The 19,773-nt window shown below is 69.6% G+C and carries 22 protein-coding genes; 7 read left to right on the top strand and 15 right to left on the bottom strand.

All coding sequences use genetic code 11. From position 1 onward, the window contains the following. Positions 1–155: 155 nt before the first annotated feature. The 5 genes from AB0I59_RS36490 to AB0I59_RS36470 form a co-directional block, all read right to left on the bottom strand. Positions 156–659 (bottom strand): DinB family protein, encoded by a 504-nt coding sequence (locus AB0I59_RS36490; protein WP_061256406.1) that lies wholly within the window; start codon positions 657–659, stop codon positions 156–158. Between the two features lie 105 nt (positions 660–764). Continuing rightward, a complete protein-coding gene (locus tag AB0I59_RS36485) occupies positions 765–1,427 on the bottom strand; it encodes a pyridoxamine 5'-phosphate oxidase family protein (protein WP_358140390.1) in 663 nt (220 codons plus the stop codon). A gap of 174 nt (positions 1,428–1,601) precedes the next feature. After that, positions 1,602–2,171 (bottom strand): MFS transporter, encoded by a 570-nt coding sequence (locus AB0I59_RS36480; protein WP_358140387.1) that lies wholly within the window; start codon positions 2,169–2,171, stop codon positions 1,602–1,604. A 128-nt stretch (positions 2,172–2,299) separates the two neighbouring features. Next, on the bottom strand, positions 2,300–2,782 hold the full coding sequence (locus AB0I59_RS36475; protein ID WP_061256411.1) for a DnaJ family domain-containing protein: 483 nt from the start codon (positions 2,780–2,782) through the stop codon (positions 2,300–2,302). Between the two features lie 69 nt (positions 2,783–2,851). After that, positions 2,852–3,448 (bottom strand): hypothetical protein, encoded by a 597-nt coding sequence (locus AB0I59_RS36470; RefSeq protein ID WP_358140384.1) that lies wholly within the window; start codon positions 3,446–3,448, stop codon positions 2,852–2,854. A 461-nt stretch (positions 3,449–3,909) separates the two neighbouring features. On the opposite strand from AB0I59_RS36470, the gene AB0I59_RS36465 reads away from it, so the two are divergent. From AB0I59_RS36465 to AB0I59_RS36450, 4 genes are all read left to right on the top strand, one after another. Then, complete coding sequence (locus tag AB0I59_RS36465) at positions 3,910–4,635, top strand: LuxR C-terminal-related transcriptional regulator (protein WP_358140381.1); 726 nt, start codon at positions 3,910–3,912, stop codon at positions 4,633–4,635. 70 nt (positions 4,636–4,705) lie between these two features. Then, positions 4,706–5,242 (top strand): hypothetical protein, encoded by a 537-nt coding sequence (locus tag AB0I59_RS36460; protein ID WP_358140379.1) that lies wholly within the window; start codon positions 4,706–4,708, stop codon positions 5,240–5,242. 352 nt (positions 5,243–5,594) lie between these two features. Continuing rightward, on the top strand, positions 5,595–6,143 hold the full coding sequence (locus tag AB0I59_RS36455; RefSeq protein WP_061256416.1) for a GNAT family N-acetyltransferase: 549 nt from the start codon (positions 5,595–5,597) through the stop codon (positions 6,141–6,143). A gap of 187 nt (positions 6,144–6,330) precedes the next feature. After that, on the top strand, positions 6,331–6,660 hold the full coding sequence (locus AB0I59_RS36450; RefSeq protein ID WP_358140377.1) for a putative signal transducing protein: 330 nt from the start codon (positions 6,331–6,333) through the stop codon (positions 6,658–6,660). A gap of 276 nt (positions 6,661–6,936) precedes the next feature. Here AB0I59_RS36450 and glnA read toward each other — a convergent pair whose 3' ends face one another. Further along, on the bottom strand, positions 6,937–8,361 hold the full coding sequence (gene glnA / locus AB0I59_RS36445; RefSeq protein WP_061256420.1) for a type I glutamate--ammonia ligase: 1,425 nt from the start codon (positions 8,359–8,361) through the stop codon (positions 6,937–6,939). Between the two features lie 497 nt (positions 8,362–8,858). Beyond that, positions 8,859–9,266, bottom strand: a complete 408-nt coding sequence (locus tag AB0I59_RS36440; protein ID WP_061256423.1) for a hypothetical protein — start codon at positions 9,264–9,266, stop codon at positions 8,859–8,861. Positions 9,267–9,367: 101 nt separating this feature from the next. On the opposite strand from AB0I59_RS36440, the gene AB0I59_RS36435 reads away from it, so the two are divergent. The 3 genes from AB0I59_RS36435 to AB0I59_RS36425 all read left to right on the top strand — a co-directional run bounded on the left by AB0I59_RS36435 (position 9,368) and on the right by AB0I59_RS36425 (position 11,718). Further along, entirely contained in the window at positions 9,368–9,829 is a 462-nt protein-coding gene (locus AB0I59_RS36435) for an RDD family protein (RefSeq protein ID WP_061256425.1), read from the top strand. A gap of 70 nt (positions 9,830–9,899) precedes the next feature. Further along, positions 9,900–10,652, top strand: a complete 753-nt coding sequence (locus AB0I59_RS36430) for a TetR family transcriptional regulator (protein WP_358140374.1) — start codon at positions 9,900–9,902, stop codon at positions 10,650–10,652. Positions 10,653–10,773: 121 nt separating this feature from the next. Next, a complete protein-coding gene (locus tag AB0I59_RS36425) occupies positions 10,774–11,718 on the top strand; it encodes a glycoside hydrolase family 113 protein (RefSeq protein ID WP_358140372.1) in 945 nt (314 codons plus the stop codon). Here AB0I59_RS36425 and AB0I59_RS36420 read toward each other — a convergent pair. The 8 genes from AB0I59_RS36420 to lpdA all read right to left on the bottom strand — a co-directional run bounded on the left by AB0I59_RS36420 (position 11,699) and on the right by lpdA (position 19,739). Continuing rightward, positions 11,699–12,487: a class I SAM-dependent methyltransferase gene (locus AB0I59_RS36420; RefSeq protein ID WP_358140369.1), complete on the bottom strand. Its 789-nt coding sequence runs from the start codon at positions 12,485–12,487 to the stop codon at positions 11,699–11,701. The genes AB0I59_RS36425 and AB0I59_RS36420 overlap by 20 nt on opposite strands. 14 nt (positions 12,488–12,501) lie before the next feature. Further along, positions 12,502–13,173, bottom strand: a complete 672-nt coding sequence (locus AB0I59_RS36415) for a DUF4191 domain-containing protein (protein WP_061256431.1) — start codon at positions 13,171–13,173, stop codon at positions 12,502–12,504. Between the two features lie 116 nt (positions 13,174–13,289). Further along, positions 13,290–14,219, bottom strand: a complete 930-nt coding sequence (gene lipA, locus AB0I59_RS36410; RefSeq protein WP_358140365.1) for a lipoyl synthase — start codon at positions 14,217–14,219, stop codon at positions 13,290–13,292. Between the two features lie 35 nt (positions 14,220–14,254). Further along, positions 14,255–14,908, bottom strand: coding sequence for a lipoyl(octanoyl) transferase LipB (gene lipB, locus AB0I59_RS36405; RefSeq protein WP_061256435.1), 654 nt, complete (start codon positions 14,906–14,908; stop codon positions 14,255–14,257). A gap of 117 nt (positions 14,909–15,025) precedes the next feature. After that, positions 15,026–15,775 (bottom strand): Type 1 glutamine amidotransferase-like domain-containing protein, encoded by a 750-nt coding sequence (locus AB0I59_RS36400; protein WP_061256437.1) that lies wholly within the window; start codon positions 15,773–15,775, stop codon positions 15,026–15,028. Positions 15,776–15,807: 32 nt separating this feature from the next. Further along, positions 15,808–16,701, bottom strand: a complete 894-nt coding sequence (locus AB0I59_RS36395) for a TIGR01777 family oxidoreductase (RefSeq protein ID WP_358140361.1) — start codon at positions 16,699–16,701, stop codon at positions 15,808–15,810. Positions 16,702–16,872: 171 nt separating this feature from the next. Continuing rightward, positions 16,873–18,327, bottom strand: coding sequence for a 2-oxoglutarate dehydrogenase, E2 component, dihydrolipoamide succinyltransferase (gene sucB / locus AB0I59_RS36390; RefSeq protein WP_358140359.1), 1,455 nt, complete (start codon positions 18,325–18,327; stop codon positions 16,873–16,875). A 32-nt stretch (positions 18,328–18,359) separates the two neighbouring features. Beyond that, a complete protein-coding gene (lpdA, locus tag AB0I59_RS36385; protein WP_228645187.1) occupies positions 18,360–19,739 on the bottom strand; it encodes a dihydrolipoyl dehydrogenase in 1,380 nt (459 codons plus the stop codon). Positions 19,740–19,773: the final 34 nt, after the last annotated feature.

Here is a 19,773-nt window from a genome sequence, read left to right as displayed (position 1 = left end):
GGTCGGCCACGCCGGGCAGCAGGTGCGTGTGCCGCTCCGCGCCCAGGCCGACGGCGTCGAGCTTCCCCGTCAGAACACCGATGACGAAGCGCGCGCCCGCGTTCGTGCTCGTTCAGCACCGCATGGGGCGCAGGGATACGCGCACGGGGACGGGGTCAGTCGCCGGTGACGCCGTCGGCCATCTCCCTGAGGATGTCGATGTGCCCGTTGTGCCGGGCGGTCTCCTCGATCAGATGCATGATGATCCAGCGCAGTTCGACGTGCTTGCCGTCCCGGACCGGGCGCTTCGCCAGGGTGTCCAACTCCATGGACGCCACCAGTTCGCGGTAACGGGCGCTCTGGGCCTCATACTCCGCCAGCAGCTGGGCGATCGGGAAGTCCGGGCCGATCCGCATCTCGCGGTCGGGGTCCTCGCGCGTCCACGGGCCCTCGTCCTCCTCGCCGAGGAGGACGACCTGTATCCAGGAGTACTCCACCCAGCGCAGATGGCTGACCAACCCGGAGATCGTCATGAGCGGCGAGCCCGGGAGGGGAGCACTGGCGGCGTTCTCGTCCGAGAGCCCCTCACACTTGGCGTGAACGGTGGCACGGGCGTAGTCGAGGAAGGTCGTCAGCATGGTGCGCTCATCGAAGGACGAGGGCATGTCGGTGCGTGTCATGCGTCGCATCCTTCATGGGCGCGTTCAGGCTGTCCAGCCAATAAGCCCGAGGCCGGACGACCTTCGTGCGCCGACGGCTCCTCCGTACGGCCCGGTCTCCCGCGGTCAACGAGTGTGGCGGGTACCCGGCTCGTAGAGGCGGGTGGCGTATCCGGGCCCGTAGTACTGCTCCAGCTCCTCCAGCGTCTCCTCCGTCTGCTGGACGCTCTTGACGATCCGCGCGTGCGACGGCAGCACGTCCGGATTCCACGTCTCCGGCTTCCACAACGACGAGCGGAGGAACGCCTTCGCGCAGTGGAAGAAGATCTGCTCGATCTCGACGATGAGGGCCAGCTGCGGCCGGTGCTCCTTGACGATCATCTGGTCGAAGAACGGCGCCTCGCGTACCAGCCGGGCCCTGCCGTTGATCCGCAGCGTCTCGGTACGGCCCGGCACCAGGTAGATGAGGCCGACGTGCGGGTTGGCCAGCACGTTGAGGAAGCCGTCCGCCCTGCGGTTTCCCGGCCGTTCCGGGATCGCGATCGTGGTGTCGTCCAGGACGAGGGTGAACCCCGCCGGGTCGCCCTTCGGGGAGACGTCGCAGGTCCCGTCCGCGCCGGCGGTGGCGATCAGGCAGAACGGCGAGGCGGCCAGCCACTCCCGGTCCCGTTCGTGCAGCGACACACGCTCCTTGGTGACCGCCCTCGGCATCGGATCGCCCAGCAGCTCGCGGAGCTCGGCCTCCGAAGTGATCTCCACCAACTCTGTGAACCCGGCGCTTTCCGGCATGCCCTCTCCCATCGTTGTGTGCGATCAGCCGTTGCCGAGCATACTTCGTGGCTCTTCGTCCGATTGGGTGTCTCCGTCGTCCACGGCGTCGGGCGCGTTCGATCTCGCACTCCGAGCGCCTCCTTCTTCGCCGGACGAAGCCGGCGCGTGTCCCGCCAGTCGGCGCGATGCGAGTCAGGGGGTGGGCGTATCAGTCGTGGGGGTGCGGCGGGTGGGGAGGAGGGTTCCGGCGAGCAGCGTTCCGGCCAGGACGACCGCGGAGTTGATCAGGATGGCGAAGCCGACGCCGGACAGGACCACGCCGGGACCGGAGGCGCCCAGACCGGCCATCCTGGCCGTGGCGAGCGTACTCATGATCGGAATACCCATGGTGATGCCGACCTGCTGGGTCATCGTGGCCAGGCCGGTGGCCAGGCCCTGCTCCTCGTCCGGCACCCCGGACGTCGCGGTGACCATGAAGCCGACGATGGCGAGCATGTTGCCGAAGCGGCCGACGGCTCTGCCGCCGAACATGCCGCCGACCACGGTGCCGATGCCGAGGACGCCGAAGGCGAGGCCGGTGGCCGTCGGGGAGTATCCGAGGACCTTCTGCAGGTAGAGGGTGAGCAGGAAGACCAGCGAGGTCTCGGTCGCGAAGGCGACCAGCCCTGTGACGTTGCCCCGGATCACGGTGCGCCGCTTCATGATGCGTACGGGCACGAGCGGCGCGGCGGTGTTCCTCTCGACGAACCAGAATCCGGCCAAGCAGTTACGGCACCGGCGGCCAGCGCCACGAGGGGAGTGGCCGCCATCTGTGACGAGCGTGCGGCCGAGGCCGCCGTCGCCCGCGCCGGTGCGTACGTCAGTTGATCACGATGGCACCGGGCCCGGCGTCACCTGTTGCCGCGTAGCCATCCGAACAGGGAGCGTTCCTTGGGCCGTCGCTCCGGGGGAGCGGCGGCGGGCGGCGTCCGGGCCGGCTGCCGCTCCCTCCAGTCGCGTACGACCTCGTCGACGTCGAAGGGCGCCAGATTCAGCGGCGGACCCGACATCGCCTTCCGGGTCCCCTCGACGATCTTCTCGTTGATGTCCGCGATGATCTTCCGTACCTCGGCCTCCGACCTCGCTCCCGCCGCTGCGGCGCGGGCCTCCTCGGCCTCCTTGCGCAGGGCGAGCGTGCCGGGCAGAGGAAGCGTCAGGTTCTCCTCGCGCAGCTTCTGCTTGATCCACCACATCTCGTCGTACGGCTTGCCCTGGTCGGGGAGGGGCTTCCCCGCGCCGGGCAGGTTGTCGAACAGGCCGCGCTCGGTGCCCTCGCGTATCTGCCGGTCGATCCAGCTCTCGAAGCTGACCCCGGGTGGTTTGCGCTCCGTCACAGAATCGCCTCCCGTCGCCCGTCGATATACGCAGCCTAACCGCGCGCCGGTACGCGCGCCCGGGGCCGGTCAGGCGGCGCCGGGGATGGTGACGTTCTGCTCCTTGAACGGGTAGCCGGTGTTCGTGGCGTCACGCTGCAGGCCGTCCATCGACGTCTTGCCGGCCTCGACGTCGGCATTCGTGGCGGTGCCGCCCTTCAGCTTGTCGGTGAGGCTGGTGAACCGGTCGCTGGCGGCCTCGACGGCTTTGCACAGCGTCGGATTACCCACGGCGAAGCCCTTGGCGACCTTCAACTGGTGCAGGGCGAAGGCACCCGCCACCGCCGCCTTCACGAAAGCGCGCTTCCGCTTCTCCGCCCCGGCCTCGAAGCCGCCGCTGCGCAGGGGCTTGTAGACATAGCGATGGAAGGCGCCCAGCGCGAGACCCGCGTGCAGCGCGAAGCGGGTCTTGGCGAACCGCCTGGTGTTGCCCGCCGTCGGGCATGGGGCGTTGTACTCAGGCCCGGTGGTCGGGGACGGCGCGGCGATCACCTGCGCGACTGTGGCGGCCGCTCCTTGGGGCGCCGGGATGGTGGTCCTGTCGCCGCCGCAGCCGACGAGCAGCGTCCCCGCCAGCAGAGCCGGCGCCGCGTGTGCGGTAATGCGTCGAATGCTCCGTTCACCCACTTCGTCCCCCTATGGATCCGTGGTGGATTTCGTCACGCATAGGTCCGCGCTCCCAGGGGTGTCCCGGATGCCGGACCATCGCGGGGCGGTGTGCCCATCACCCTTCGTTCGCCGAGTTCATCCGCTCCCGGAAGTCGTGTGACGCCGCCCCTGGACTGGTCGTCGGGTGTCGCGGGCGGGGCTGAGCGGCCGTCGTATCACGAGCTTGCCGCCCTGGTCGCGGATAAGCGCGCCTTTGCCACCTCCGGGTCGTCTCAACGCCATGGCCGGTTGGACACTTTGGAATCGGCTGACCGTTGCCGCCCGTGGACGGAAGCCCTGCCGACGGTGGTGGGCGGCGCCGTGGGACAGCGGACGTCCTGTGCCGTCGAAGCCGGCCCTGACCCAGTGGCCCGGCGGCGCGTAACCTATCCGATGGTCTTTCCCGGGGAGGAAACCGGCGCGGTCGGCGAGGGAGGCGTGTGGACGAGAGCGTGTCGCTGGCCCAGCTGGCTCATCGGCTGGAGGAGGTGGTGGGCGAACTGCGCGGCATCCCCGTCGACGTCGAGCGGCTGGACGACAGCGAACTCGTTCGGCAGCAGATCGCGCAGGCCGCCCGCTCGGCCGGTGAGCTGCGCGCCATGCACCCGGTGGGCTCGCCGGAGAAGGATCGCCACGAGCAGAAGAGCAGGCGCGACGTGCTTGACGCTCTGCGGCGCGGCGTGGCGATGCGCACGATCGTCCACGCGAGCGTGCTGGATGACCCCCGCAAGGCCGCGAGGATCAGGGAACTGCACGCCGCCGGCGACCTGCACCGTGTCGTCGACGAGCCGATTCAGCAGTTGCTCGTCTTCGATCGTGCGGTGGCGTTCGTCCGGATCACCCCCGTCGCCTACGCTCCGGGTGCCTTGGTGATCAGGCAGCAGAGCCTGATCGCCACCCTCGTCGACCTGTTCGAGCAGACCTGGACCAGGGCCAGGGAGGTCACCGAGCCCGCTCAGCGCCTGACGCCGCGCGAGCGCGAGGTGCTCGCGCTGATCGCCGAAGGACGTTCCAACAGCGCCGTCGCCCGCGCCCTGTCGATCACCGAGGCGGCCGTCGGCAAGCACGTGGCCAGCGTGTTCGCCAAGCTGGAGCTACCCGCCACGGAGGACGACAACCGGCGGGTGCTGGCGGTGCTCGCCCATCTGCGCGGCGCGGCGAGGTAGTGCCAGGCCTACCTCGTCCTCGCCCTGGCCCCCATGCGGAGGCGATCCCGCGCCGATTTCAATGAACGCCATGCAGCGAATAACCGGATTGCTGGTCGGCGCCGTCTTCGGCGCGGTTTTCGTCCTCGTCAACGCACAGAGCCCGCTGAGCGCCGTGGTGGTGAATCTTCTACGGGTGTCCGCCTGCCTGGGGGCCGCGAGCGTTCTCACCATGTGGTTTCTCACCGCCCGGAGGGAGCGGTCCGCCGAGGGGCGGCGGCGGAACATGTTCGGGCGGGGTTACCTGATCGTCGTCGCCGCGGAGGCGATCCTGATCTTCGGGGGGATCCGCGTGCTGGCCGCCTGGGGACGTCCTGAGCAGGCGAACGTGGCCTGGGTGGCGTTCGTGGTCGGTGTGCACTTCATCGCGCTGGCGCCGATCTGGAAGGACTGGGGCATCGCCGTACCCGGTGTGGCGCTCACCCTGCTCGGCGCCACAGGACTCGTCCTGGCATCGACGGTCGCCGTCGCCTGGGTGCCGTTCGTCGGCGGCGTGCTGCCGGGGGTGGTGCTCCTGATTGGCAGCATCACCTTCGGCCGGCGCACGATGGCAGCGCGGCCGGCCTAGGCGGTACTGCCCTCGTTGCCGCTGCCGTGGCGATCACAGGGAAAGATCCCCCGAGCCGTGATCGGCCCGAGCAATCGTGTTCCGTCTCCGTTCAGCCCTCAGCCCAGGGAAGCTTGAGCGTGCAACGCGGAAAGCCCGCAGCAAGGGAAGGGCAGGCCCTCGCAGAGCTCGCCGCCCTGTTCGGTCGGTAGACGCGGGCCGGTGGGGTGCGCTCGTGTAAGACGGCGCTGCTGCATGGGCTGCTGTACAGCCATGCCGGGTCTCGCGCTGCGCCTCGTCGTCGACGCCAGCCGCGGGGCAGGCGGGTGAAAAACAGATGTCGGCGGCGGGACAGACCGCTTAGCCTGCGGGGGTGGAGCTTCGAGAAGAGCGGCCGGGCGATGCGGGCGCGGTGCGTCATGTCCATCTGCGAGCGTTCGGCGATCACGGAAGAATCGTGGCCGATCTGGTCGACAGCCTGCGCGACGGGATCCGCTCCGGCGGGGGGTTCGCTCTCGTGGCCGAGGACGCCGGGCAGGTCGTCGGGCACGTCATGTTCACCCGCAGCCTGCTCGATGCTCCGCGGCGGCTGGTCGATGTGCGGGTGCTCAGCCCGCTGGGTGTGCTGCCCGAGCGTCAGCGGCAGGGCATCGGCTCGGCCCTGGTCCGCGCTGGGCTCGAGACTCTGACCGAAGGGGAGAGCCCCCTCGTCTTCCTGGAAGGCGGCCCCGGCTACTACTCCCGCTTCGGGTTCACCCCGGGGGCCGAGTTGGGCTTCCGCAAGCCGTCCCTGCGCATCCCCGACCCCGCCTTTCAGGTGATCAGGCTTCCGGCGTACGAGCCGTGGATGACGGGGACGCTGGTCTACTCCGAGCCGTTCTGGCGTCACGACGCCGTCGGGCTCCGCGACCTCGACGCCTGATGGCGCCGGCGACGTAGGGTCAGGCCTGACCTCGAGCCGCCCTGTAGGCCGGCGATGAGCCGGTGGGCCGTGACCAGAAGATCCCGGTCCGTCCTGGCGCTCCCGTCCTGGACTTCATCCACCAACCCCTGTACCCGTGGATGCTTCCAATCGAGAATGGGTGTGGCCGCCGGGCTGCCCTCGACCGTTGCCCGACGGGAAACAGCAGCACGACGGCACCATGACGCCGAAAAAACCGACTTCGTATTCTGAACGTATCGGCCTCTATTGCCATGTCAACAGGGGAGGGAACGTGCGCGAGGTGGTCCGTGCCAACGATCCGGCGCTGATCTCGGCTGTCGAAGCGTTGCTGCTGGAAGCCGAGATCCCCTATCAGATCGCGGATCAGAACATGAGCATTCTTGAAGGCGGCATCGGTGCCTTCCCCCGAAGGGTGCTCGTCGACGATTCCCGGGAAGAGGAAGCGCGCCGGCTTCTGGTGGACGCCGGAATTCCGCCGAAGGGCATGCGGCTCTAAGCGATCGGGCCGACCGGGCCGGACGCCCGTCCGGCCCGGTCGCGTCCTGGGGTTGCTGTCCGGAGTCGTGCCGAGTTCCTCGGGCACCATGACCCCGAGCTCCACGCTTCGGACGTACACACACCTCATGCCGTCGGGTGAGCAGCGCATGCGGAAGGCCATCGATCGTGCCCTCGGTGGAGTGCCGGCCGATGGCCTTCCATTGAACGCGAGTGCCCTGGATGTGCCCTGAGCGGGTGGCACGAGGCCATCTGCTCAGGGCAACGTCTTACGGGATCACACGTCGTAGTAGAGCTCGAACTCGTGCGGGTGCGGGCGGAGACGGATCGGGTCGATCTCGTTCTCCCGCTTGTACGCGATCCAGGTCTGGATCAGGTCGGGCGTGAAGACGCCGCCTTCGAGCAGGTAGTCGTGGTCGGCCTCGAGGGCGTCGAGCACCTCCTCCAGGGAGCCCGGCACCTGCGGGACCTGGCGGGCCTCCTCGGGCGGAAGCTCGTAGAGGTCCTTGTCGATCGGCTCCGGCGGCTCGATCTTGTTACGGATGCCGTCGATGCCGGCCATGAGCTGCGCCGCGAAGGCGAAGTACGGGTTGCAGGACGGGTCCGGCACGCGGAACTCCAGGCGCTTGGCTTTGGGGTTGGAGCCGGTGATCGGGATGCGGACGCACGCGGAACGGTTGCGCTGGGAGTACACCAGGTTGACCGGAGCCTCGTAGCCCGGCACCAGACGGTGGTAGGAGTTCACCGTCGGGTTAGTGAAGGCCAGCAGCGACGGGGCGTGCTTGAGCAGGCCGCCGATGTAGTAGCGGGCGATGTCGGACAGGCCCGCGTAGCCGACCTCGTCGTAGAAGAGCGGCTCGCCGTCCTTCCAGAGCGACTGGTGGCAGTGCATGCCGGAGCCGTTGTCACCGAAGAGCGGCTTGGGCATGAACGTGACGGTGTGACCGTGCTGGAGCGCCGTGCTCTTGATGATGTACTTGTACAGCATCAGGTTGTCGGCGGTCTTGAGCAGCGTGCCGAACTTGAAGTCGATCTCGGCCTGGCCCGCGGTGCCCACCTCGTGGTGCTGCATCTCGGTCTCGATGCCGGCCTCGATGAGGTTGCGGACCATCTGCGAGCGCAGGTCGGTGAAGTGGTCCATCGGGGGAACGGGGAAGTAGCCGCCCTTGTAGCGCGGCTTGTAGCCCAGGTTGCCGCCCTCGGCCGCCTTGCCGGTGTTCCAGGCGCCCTCGATCGAGTCGATGTAGTAGTAACCGGCGTTCGACTTCGTCTCGAACCGGACGTCGTCGAAGATGTAGAACTCGGCCTCGGGGCCGAAGTAGGCCGTGTCGGCGATGCCGGTGCCCTTGAGGTACTCCTCGGCCTTGCGGGCGACGTTACGCGGGTCCCGGCTGTAGGCCTCACCCGTCAGCGGGTCGTGCACGAAGAAGTTGATGTTGAGCGTCTTGTGCAGGCGGAACGGGTCGAGCACGGCGGTCGACGGGTCGGGCAGCAGCAGCATGTCCGACTCGTGGATGGCCTGGAAACCGCGGATCGACGAGCCGTCGAACATGAGCCCGTCAGTGAAAACATTGGGGCCGAAGTTCTCGACGGGGAAAGTGAAGTGGTGCGTCGTCCCCGGCAGGTCCGTGAACCTGACGTCAACGAACTGCACACCCTCGTCCCGGATGAACTTCAGGACGTCGTCGGCAGAGTTAAACACTCTTGAACCTCCCAGGGGCATGGGCTAGCAAACCCGAAAATAGGCCCGAGCCGTTTCCGCCCCATGTCTCGTTTGTTTCGCGCGTGTTAATGGAAGCGCCCTCCGACAGTAACCGCGCCCGGACGACTAACGCCGTATCGGCGCAGGTGAAACGATGTTCTCGTGTCCCGCAGGTCGGCGTTTCAACCCCGCATGGCCAAGGGTTTCGCGGTCGGCGCGCCGGCACGATCATCGGGACCCCGCCGGGTCGCGCGGGCTCGCCGTCCGTCCTGACGGCCCGTACGCGACGGCCGCGCGGGACCGGATCGAATCCATCATGGAAGTGCCGCCATACTGCCGCCGCATTTCCTGTGGAAATATTGCCCACTCTGTGAATATCTTTGCGAATCGGGCGTCGTCGCGGCGAGGTGATGATACGGAAGGGGGCGATGGGAGAATCGCGCCCCGGCAGATGAAATCGATGTCGAGGTTCTCGATCCCGGGCGGCCGGGACCGGGTCAGCGCCCTGACGAAGTGATGGCGGACGGCACGGGAGACAGGGCGGGCGACGGCGACGAGGCGGTGTCCCGCGATTCCGCGCCGGACGACGGATCGGTCGCCGGGGGAGGGCCGGTCACCGACGGATCGGTCGCCTCACCCGCCGGGCGCATGATGGCGGGCGTCAAGGGACGCGGTGTCGCCGTCGGAGTCGTGTCGCCGCCGAGCAGATCCGGCCGGAGGCTGATGATCGCCCCGGCGACGGCCACCACCCCGAGCATGGCCAGCATCACCACCGGCGTACGGCGCCGCCCCGAGCGGGGGAGTCGCGCCGCCATCGCCTCCATCCGGAGGATTTCCTCCTCGCCGAACTGCGCGACCAGCGCTTCGAAGCGCGCGTCGATGTCGTCAGGGTCCGCCGAGCGCACAGATCACTCCAAGGGCTGAAAAGTCAGGAGACAGGGTCAATCATGGTCGTCGCGGCCTCCAAGCGGAAGACCGGTGACGAGCGCGGATACGCTGTGGAGTCATGAGCAACCAGCAGCCCCGATGGACGCAGACCTGGCTGGGAGGAGTCCGGTCGGCCGGCATCGACCTCGGCTATCCGGGTGAGCGGCTCGGCCTGCCCGCCGATGGGCGCGGTTCCGTCACCGGCTGGGGCCGGCGCTTCGGCGCGATCCTGGTCGACTGGTTGTTGTGCACCTGGGCCATCGCCGGGGGTGTGTTCGGCGCCCACGGGCCGGACGGCGGCTGGGTCGGCCTCGCGGTCTTCGCGGTGGAGAACGTCCTGCTCGTCGGCACCATCGGCATGACGCTCGGCATGCGGCTGTTCGGCCTCCGGGTCGCCACGCTCGACGGTGGACGTCCGCCCTTCGTCTCCGTGCTGGTCCGCACGTTCCTGCTGTGCCTCGCCGTACCCGCGCTGATCTGGGACCGCGACCGCAGGGGTCTGCACGATCGGGCGTCCAACACCGTGGTGGTCCGCCTCTGACGCCCGCGCGCTGAGCGCGGAAAAGATGAACCGGGTTTGCATATGAACCCGGTTCATTTATTGTGCCGGTATGGCCGGACTCAGGGAAGACAAGAAGCGGCGGACGCGGCAGGCGATCGCCGACGTGGCGATGCGCCTCTTCGCGGAGCGCGGGTTCGAGGCGGTCACCGTCAACGAGATCGCCGAGGCGGCCGGCGTCGCGAAGGTCACCCTGTTCAAGTACTTCCCGGCGAAGGAGTCCCTCGTCCTGCACGCGATCGAGGAGGAGGACCTGGCGGGGATCGTGGCGGGCCGACGTCCCGGCCAGTCGCCCCTGGAGGCGCTGCGCGCGCACTTCCTCGCGTTCGCCGCAGAACCGGGCATCGCCGACACGGACGGGCTGGTCGCCCAGATGAAGGTGATCGTGGACAGCCCCGCGCTCACCGCCGCCGCCAACCGGCTCCAGTACGGCCAGCGGCGCGCCCTCGCCCGCGCCCTGTCCGGAGACCACGGGCCGTCTGCCCCGTGCGAGCCGACTGAGCGGGCAGGCGCCCAGGCGGCCCAGCGGTCCGCCGAACTCCCGGCGGGGCCGGCCACCACGCACCCCACCGGACAGGCCGCCGAGCGAGACGGCGCCGAGCCGCCGGCGGAGCACAGCGCCGGGTTGGCGGCGGAGTTGGCGGCCGCCCAGATCAGCGCGGCCGTCCTGACGATCCAGGAGACGTTCTTCCACCGCATCGCCTCCGGGATGCCGCTCCACGAGGCCGGACGCCGTCTGGCCGGCGACGTCGACCTCGCCTTCGACCTCCTCGAGAACGGGCTGGCCCGCCGTCTCGGCCCCTAGCCGTGCCGCCCGGCACGAGCCGCGACCTCCCCGACCCGTGATCCCCGACCCGTGATCGGCGACCTCGCGATCTATCGACCTGTGGCCTTCCCGCCCCGTCCCCCGACATGGGAGTTGTGACATGAGAGCTGTGGGCATCAACTACGACACCGGGTTCCTCCCCGGCAGCGCCTCCCGGCCCCACTTCGACCCCGAGGTGGTACGCCGCGAGATGCGCGTCATCGCCGACGACCTGCACTGCACCGCCGTACGCGTGTCGGGCGGCGACCCGGAGCGGCTCAGCGTGGCCGCCGAGCACGCCGCCGCCGCGGGCCTCGAAGTGTGGTTCGCACCCTTCCCCTGCGAGCTCACCACCGAGGAGATGCTGCCCTTCTTCGCCGACTGCGCCGCCAGGGCGGAACGGGTGCGTACGGCGGGTGCCGAGGTGGTCTACGTCATGGGGTGCGAGATCAGCGGCTTCGCGCCCGGCTTCCTGCCGGGGGAGACACTCTACGACCGGCTGGGCGCCCTGGCGTCGTTCACCGTTGAGGACTGGGCGTCGATCGGGCCGATGCTCGGGCGGCTGAACGCCTTCCTGGCCGAGGCGGCGGGCGTCGCCCGCGAGCGGTTCGGCGGGCGGCTGACCTACGCCTCCGCGCCCTGGGAGTTCGTCGACTGGACGCCGTTCGACGTCGTCGGCGTCGACGCGTACCGCGGCGCCTACAACGCCGCGAACTTCCGCGAGGAGATCCGTGGCCACTTCCGGCACGACAAGCCGGTCGCGGTCACCGAGTTCGGCACCTGCCCCTACCGGGGCGCGGGCGAGCGAGGCGGCATGGCGTGGGCGATCGAGCAGGTGGAGGACCTGGTGCCGGACGAGTCCGAGCAGGTGCGCTACTTCGAGGAACTGCTCGCCGCCTTCGAGGCGGAGGGAGTGGACAGCGCGTTCTGGTTCACCTTCGCCGGATACGAGCGGCGCGGTGACCGCGACCCCGGTTCGTACGGCGTCGTCAGCATGATCGACGAGGTGCGCTGGAAGCCGAGGGAGATCTTCCACGCCATGGCGGCTAGGTATTCAGACAACTGAAGATCGCGGTGCCGGGGAGGTGCCGGCCGCGCAGGGGGCTCCAGCCGCCCCACACACCCTCGTGGCCCTCCGGCCATTCCGGCTCGACCAGACCCGTCAGGGCGAACCCTGACGCGGCGATGAGGCCCACCCAGTCGCCCAGCGTCCGGTGGTGCTCCACGTAGGCCGGCACCCCGCCGTCGGACAACTCCACGTACGGCGCGCGGTCGAAGTAGGACCGGTCCGCGGTCAGCCCGTGCGGGCCGGGATCGTCGGGAAACGCCCACCGGACCGGGTGGCTGACCGAGAACACGAACCGCCCGCCCGGACGCAGCACGCGGCGCACCTCGGCGAGCACGGCCCCGGCGTCCGCGACGAACGGCAACGCCCCGAACGCCGAGCAGGCCAGGTCGAAGGAGTCGTCGAGGAACGGCAGGACCTCCGCGTCGGCCTGCACGACCGGCAGGGACGCCCCCGTCTGCTCGTCGATGCGGCGCGAGTGCTGGAGCTGCCGACAGGACAGGTCGAAGGCCGCGACAGAGGCGCCCTGGGAGAGCAGCCACCGGCCGCACTGTCCGGCGCCACAGCCGACCTCCAGCACCCGGTGACCGGCCACATCGCCCAGCAGCCGGGCGTCGGCCTCGTCCAGTCCCTCCGGGCACCAGATGAACCCGTCGTCGCGAAGGAACTCGCCGTGCTCCGCCTGGTATTCGTCCGCCGCGCCGTCCCACCAGCCACGATTGGCCTGTGCGGTCTCGGCGCGGGTGACGGACCTCCTGGTGACACCCACGTCGGATCCGGGGCTCAGCGGGCCTTGGGGCCACGCGGCATGCGTACGCCCTTGGGCATGGGGCCCTTCGGCATCGGCATCGCCGGCGTCAGCGCCCGCATGCGGTTGTTGATCTCGGACACGACGGGCTTCTTGAGGTTGCGCGGCAGCTTCATCAGGTGACGCTGGAGCTTGGCCAGGGGCACCTGCCCGTCGCCGTCGCCGCACTGGACGTCGTACACCGGGACGTCGAGCGCGACCCGCTGCACCCGCTTCTTCTCCGCGACCAGCATCCGCTGCACGCGGTTGCCCGGCCCCTCGGAGACGAGGATCACACCGGGGTAGCCGACCACCCGGAACACGAGGTCCTGGTCGCGGTTGACCGCCACCGGCTTCTCCTCGACGTACCAGTTGCCGCGCATGCCCTGGAGAATCGCGTACGTCGCGCCGGGCTGGCCGTCGAGCATGGTGTACTGCGCGCGCTGGGCCAGCCGGCTGAACACGATCAGGCCGACCAGGACGGCGGCGAGCACGCCGAAGACGTACCACGTCCAGCCGAAGAAGACGCCGAGGACGACGAAGACGGCGAGGGTGCCCAGCGCCGACCCGTAGACGATCGGCATGCCCTTGGGGTTGGCCTGTTTAACGAACTGGGCGACCATCCGGATCTGCTTGAGCCGTCCCGGAGTCGCAGGGTCTTTCGCCATGCTCTGCAGGATACAAATCCCAGGGTGAATTAATGAAAACGAGACCCGCCCACACGGCTCACGCGTGAGCCGTGTGGGCGGGTCCGGGTGGTTTCGAAGCGGATTTCCGGCAGGGGCTAGAGGGTCTGCCGCGCCGTGATCGCCTGCTGGTACAGGCGGCCGGCCCGGTAGGACGAGCGGACCAGGGGGCCCGACATGACACCGGCGAAGCCGATCTCCTCGGCCTCCCGCTGCAACTCGACGAACTCCTCGGGCTTGACCCAGCGGTCGACCGGGTGGTGGCGCGGGCTCGGCCGGAGGTACTGCGTGATCGTGATCAGGTCGCAGCCCGCCTCGTGCAGGTCACGCAGCGCCTGGACGATCTCCTCGCGCTCCTCGCCCATGCCGAGGATGAGGTTGGACTTGGTGACCATCCCGGCCGCGCGGGCCTTGGTGATCACTTCGAGGGAGCGCTCGTAACGGAACGCGGGCCGGATCCGCTTGAAGATCCGCGGCACGGTCTCGATGTTGTGCGCGAACACCTCGGGCCTGGCCGAGAAGACCTCCTCCAGCTGCTCGTCGATGCCGTTGAAGTCGGGCACCAGCAGCTCGACGCCGCAGCCGGGAAGCAGCGCGTGGATCTGGCGGGCGGTCTCGGCGTACAGCCAGGCGCCGCCGTCGGGCAGGTCGTCACGGGCGACACCGGTGACGGTGGCGTAGCGGAGGCCCATCTGCTTGACCGACTCGGCCACACGGCGCGGCTCGTCCCGGTCGTACTCGGCGGGCTTGCCGGTGTCGATCTGGCAGAAGTCGCAGCGCCGGGTGCACTGGTCACCGCCGATGAGGAACGTGGCCTCCCGGTCCTCCCAGCACTCGGAGATGTTGGGACATCCCGCTTCCTGGCAGACCGTATGCAGGCCCTGATCCTTCACCAGGGATCTGATCTCGTTGAAGTTGGGGCCGTTGTGGAGCCGCGTCTTGATCCACGGCGGCTTCTTCTCGATCGGGGTCTGGCTGTTGCGCACCTCCAGGCGGAGGAGCTTACGGCCATCTGGGGCAACGGACACGCTGTCCAGCTTATTACCCGCCCCAGGATGAGCCGTCAGGCGAGGTCCTCCTCGTACATGTCGTACGGCTCGGTGCCGAGGGCCTCCGCGAGGCGCTTCTCGGCGAACGGGATGACCTCGTCGACCGTGATCCGGCGGCCCGTCTCCGCGGACAGGGAGGTGACGCCCGCGTCGCCCTCCACGATCCGGTTGTACCAGCTCAGGTCGTTGACGCAGTTGAGGGCGAAGCCGTGCATGGTCACGCCGCCGGTGATCCGGATGCCGATGGTGCCGATTCTGCGGTCCGGCAGGCCGCTCGCGGCGTCTCCGGGCATCCACACGCCGCCCTGGCCCGCGATCCGCCGCGCGGCCAGCCCGAAGTCGGCGCAGATCTGGATCAGCACCTCTTCGAGGAGCCGGACGTACCCCGCGACGTCGGAGACCCGGATGATCGGATAGCACACAAGCTGCCCTGGACCGTGCCAGGTGATCTTCCCGCCGCGGTCCACGTCGATGACGGGCGTGCCGTCGGCGGGCCGTTCGTGCGCAAGGGTGCGGCTGCCCGCCGTGTAGACGGGCGCGTGCTCGAGCATGAGGCACAGATCGGAGATCTCGTCCGCCGCCCGGCGCCGGTGCGCCCGGCGCTGGAGACTCCACGCCTGCTCGTACGGAACGTCGACACCCAGCCGCACCACGGCGAGCCCGCTCATGACTCCTCCTCGCCCAGAGGCTCGGAGTCGCGTTCGCGAAGGGCACTGTGCCTGTCGATTCGCTCGCTCCGCTCGCTCATGACGTCTCCTCGCCCAGCGGCTCGGGGTCGCTCTCGTTCACCCGTCCAGGTTAGACGTGAGGAGTCTCGGCTCGATACGGAACTCCTTGACACCGCCTGCACCGTCCTTCTCGATCCGGTACGCGTAGCCGCCGGGGTCGACCGTCACGGCCTGGATGAAGTCCGTCCCCACGTAGTGCAGACCGACGCCCTCGTCCGCGGCGAACCCGTCGGGCAGCTCACCCGAGGCCACCGAGGCGTGCAGCAGTTCCCTGCGCTGCGGGTCGGAGTTGTAGTGCACGCCGCAGGAGTAGGGCAGGAAACCCAGCCCCTCGGCCCACGGCCGGAGTTTCGGCCCGAACGAATCCGTGTTGCCCCCGACGTGCCAGCAGAGGGCTCCGGCGCTCTGGCCGGACAGGACGACACCCGACCGCCAGGCCTCGGCGAACGCCTCGTCCAGCCCGTGCAGGCGCCACAGCGCCGCGAGGTTGGCCACGCTGCCGCCGCTCACGTAGATGGCGTCCTGCTCCAGGATCCACTCGCCCGGCTCCGCGACGTTCGGCATCGGGAACACCGTCAGGTGGCTGACCTCGACGTCCCACTCGCGGAACGCTCCGTACATCTTCAGCAGCCAGTCGGCGTCGTCTCCGGTGGCGGTGGCGAGGAGCCCCAGCTTGGGCCGATCCTGGCCGGTGAGGTCGAGGACGTAGCGCAGCAGTCCGGTCGGCTCGATGAACCCGTGCCGCTCGGTCTGCCGGAACGACCCGCCACCGATGGCGACGATGTGAGACTGCCCGATCCGGCTCATCGGTCACTCCAATATCGGGAAACAGGGAGTCATCAGAGTACGGCGGCGAGCGCCTCTGTGAGGGTGGGATGCGAGAACCGGTGACCGGCCCGCAGCAGGCGGCGGGGGATGACACGCTGGCCGGTCAGGACCCCTTCGTCCGCGAAATCGCCGAGGGCCATGCGCAGCGCGAACGCGGGCGTCGGGATGGGCATGGTCGGCCGCCGCAGGGCCTTCCCGATGGCCTTGGTGTACTCGGCGTTGGTCACCGGCTCGGGCGCGGTGAGATTGACCGGCCCGGAAATATCCGCATTTGATATGAGAAATCTCACGGCGTCCACCCAGTCGGGCAGGGAGATCCACGAGACGTACTGCCGCCCGCTCCCCAGGGGGGCGCCCGCGCCGATCTTGAAGATGGGCAGGACCTTGGCCAGCGCCCCTCCGCGGCTGCTCAGCACGACGCCGGTGCGCAGCCGTACGAGCCGGATGCCCTCCTGCTCGACGGGCTCGGCCGCCTCCTCCCAGTCGCGGACCAGCGTGGCCAGGAAGCCGGTCCCCGCGGGGGCGGACTCGTCCACCTCTCGGTCACCGGTGTCGCCGTAGTAGCCGATCGCCGACGCGGACAGCAGCACCCGGGGCCTGCTCCTGAGCAGGCCCAACGCTTCGACGAGCGTGTGCGTGCCCACGATGCGGCTGTCGACCAGCTCCCGCCTGTACGACTCCGTCCACCGGCGGTCGGCGATCCCGGCGCCGGCCAGATGGACCACGGCCTCCGCGCCCTCCAGGACGGACGGGTCGAGAAGGTCGCGCTCCGGATCCCAGAACTCCTCGTCCGACGCCTCGGGCTCCCGCCGTACGAGCCGCAGGACCCGGGCGCCGTCGGCGCGGAGAGCGCTGACAAGGGCCGAACCGAGGAACCCCGACGAGCCGGTCACAACGATGGTCATGCCGTCCACGGTAGGTCGCGAGCCGGGAAACGGCGGAGGCCGCCCCGCTGACACGCGGAACGGCCCCCGGGAACCATGCGGCTCCGGTACAGCTCAGTGCACGTCCGTCACCGGCCGGAGCGGATCACAGCGGATCCACGCCGATCGGTACGGCTCCGCGCCGGGAACCGCTCAGGCGAGGCCGAGCTGGTTCTCGAAGCGGCCCTCCTCCAGGCGGCGCTTGACCGTCGTGAGGAAGCGGGCGGCGTCGGCGCCGTCGACCAGGCGGTGGTCGTAGGTCAGCGCGAGGTAGACCATCGAGCGGACCGCGATGACCTCGCCCTCCGGCGTGTCGAGCACGACCGGACGCTTGACGACCGAGCCGGTGCCCAGCATGCCGACCTGCGGCTGGTTGAGGATCGGCGTGTCGAACAGGGCGCCGCGGCTGCCGGTGTTCGTCAGCGTGAACGTGGCCCCGGTGATCTCGTCCGGCGTGACCTTGTTCGCGCGGGTCCGCTCGGCGAGGTCGGCCGTCTTGCGGGCGAGACCGGCGAGGTTGAGGTCACCGGCGTTCTTGATCGTCGCCGCGATCAGGCCGCGCTCGGTGTCGACTGCGATGCCGAGGTGCTCGACGTCGAAGTACGTGACCTCCATGGTCTCGTTGTTGATCGTCGCGTTGAGCTTCGGGTGCTGCTTGAGCGCCTCGATCGCCGCCATCTCGAAGAACGGCATGAACGACAGCTTGACGCCCTCGCGGCGGAAGAACTCGTCCTTCGCCCGCGCGCGCAGCCGCGCGATCTTCGTGACGTCGACCTCGACCACCGTGGTGAGCTGGGCCGCGGTCTGCAGCGACTCGACCAGTCGCTTGGACATGGTCTGCCGCAGGCGGGACATCTTCTCGGTGGTGCCGCGCAGGGTGGTGTCCACCTGGACCTGCTCGGGGGCCGCGGCGGGAGCGGGCGCGGCCACGGGGGCGACGACCGCCGGAGCCGCCGGAGCCGCCGGAGCGGCGGCAGGGGCGGCGGCAGCGGCCTGCTCGCGCTGGACGCGAGCCGCCTCGACGACGTCCTGCTTGCGGATGCGGCCGCCCACGCCGGTGCCGGTCAGGGCGTCGAGGTCGACACCGTGCTCGGCGGCCAGCTTGCGGACCAGCGGCGTGACGTACGGGCTCTCGCCGGCCGGGGCGACCTCGGCGGCCGGGGCCACCGGAGCGGGCGCGGCGACCGGAGCGGGAGCCGGAGCCGGAGCCGGAGCGGGGGCGGGGGCGGGCTGCGGGATCGAGGAGATCGGCGGAGCCGGAGCCGGAGCGGGCGCCGGGGCGGGAGCCGGCTCAGGCGCGGGAGCGGGCTCGGGCTCGGGAGCCGGGGCGGGCGCCTCGGCGGCGGGAGCGGCCGGAGCGGCGGCGCCGCCCTCGGCGTCGATGACGGCGAGCTCGGCGCCGACCTCGACGGTCTCGTCCTCAGCGACGACGATCTTGGTGAGGTAGCCGGCGGACGGCGAAGGGATCTCGGTGTCGACCTTGTCCGTCGACACCTCGAGCAGCGGCTCGTCGGCCTCGACGCGCTCGCCTTCCTTCTTCAGCCAACGGGTTACGGTGCCCTCGGTAACGCTCTCTCCGAGCTGGGGCATGGTTACGGAGACCGGCATGGTTCTCTTCTCTCGCGTTTCCTGTGAGGGCCTTAGTTGTGGACGTGAAGCGGCTTGCCGGCCAGGGCCAGCATCGCCTCACCGAGGGCCTCGGACTGGGTCGGGTGCGGGTGGATCAGCTGGGCGACGTCACCGGGCGTGGCCTCCCAGTTGTAGATCAGCTGGGCCTCGGCGACGAGTTCGCCGACGCGGCTGCCCACCATGTGCACGCCCAGGACCCGGCCGTCGCGCTCGGCGACGACCTTGACCTCGCCCTGGGTCTGCAGGATCTTGCTCTTGCCGTTTCCGGCGAGGTTGTAGCTGAGCTCGACCACGTCGTGGCCGCGCTCGCGGGCCACGGCGGTGCTGACGCCCACGGACGCCACCTCGGGCTCGGAGTAGGTGATGCGCGGCACGCCGTCGTAGTCGATCGGGACCGGGTTCAGACCGGCGATGTGCTCGGCGACGAGGATGCCCTCGGCGAAGCCGACGTGGGCGAGCTGGAGGGTCGGGATCAGGTCGCCCACGGCGTACACGCCGGGAACGCCGGTCTGGCAGTACTCGTCGACCTTGACGTAGCCGCGGTCGACGGTGACGCCCGCCTCCTCGAAGCCCAGCCCGGCGGAGACCGGGCCGCGGCCCACGGCGACGAGCATGAGCTCGGCGTCGAGGGTCTTGCCGTTCTCCAGGGTGACGACGACACCGGTGTCGGTGGTCTTGACGCTCTCGAACCGGACGCCGAGCTCGTACTTGATGCCCCGGCGGCGGAAGGCGCGCTCCAGGAGCTTGGAGTTGGACTCGTCCTCGAGCGGCAGCAGGTGGGGGAGCGCCTCGACGATCGTGACCTCGGCGCCGAAGGACCGCCACACGCTGGCGAACTCGACGCCGATCACGCCGCCGCCCAGGATGATCACCGAGCTGGGGACGCGGTCCAGGACCAGCGCGTGGTCGCTGGAGACGACCTTGTCGCCGTCGATCTCCAGGCCGGGGAGCGACTTGGGCACCGAGCCGGTGGCGAGGACGACGTTGCGCCCCTCGAAGACCTGGTCGCCCACCACGACGCGGTTCGGGCCGGCCAGCCGGCCCTCGCCCTCGACGACGGTGATCTTCTTGCTCTTGATGAGCCCCGCGAGGCCCTTGTAGAGCCCGCTGATCACCTTGTCCTTGTACGAGTGGACCGCGGGGACGTCGATGCCGTCGAACCGCGCGCGGACGCCGAACGCCTCGCTCTCGCGGGTCTGGTCCGCCAGCTCGGCTGCGTGAAGAAGGGCCTTGGTGGGAATACAGCCACGGTGCAGGCAGGTGCCGCCGACCTTGTCCTTCTCGATGAGGACGACGTTCATGCCGAGCTCGGCCGCCCGCAGTGCACAGGCGTAACCGCCGCTGCCGCCGCCTAGGACGACGATGTCATAGGGGCCGCTGCCATCAGCCACAGGAATGCTCCTCGTTGGATTGCCACACCGCCGG

This window comes from Microtetraspora glauca (assembly GCF_040656155.1).
GTDB classification, from domain to species: domain Bacteria; phylum Actinomycetota; class Actinomycetes; order Streptosporangiales; family Streptosporangiaceae; genus Microtetraspora; species Microtetraspora glauca.
Note: the sequence above shows the minus strand (reverse complement) of the source record. Positions and strands in the feature narration are given on the sequence as shown.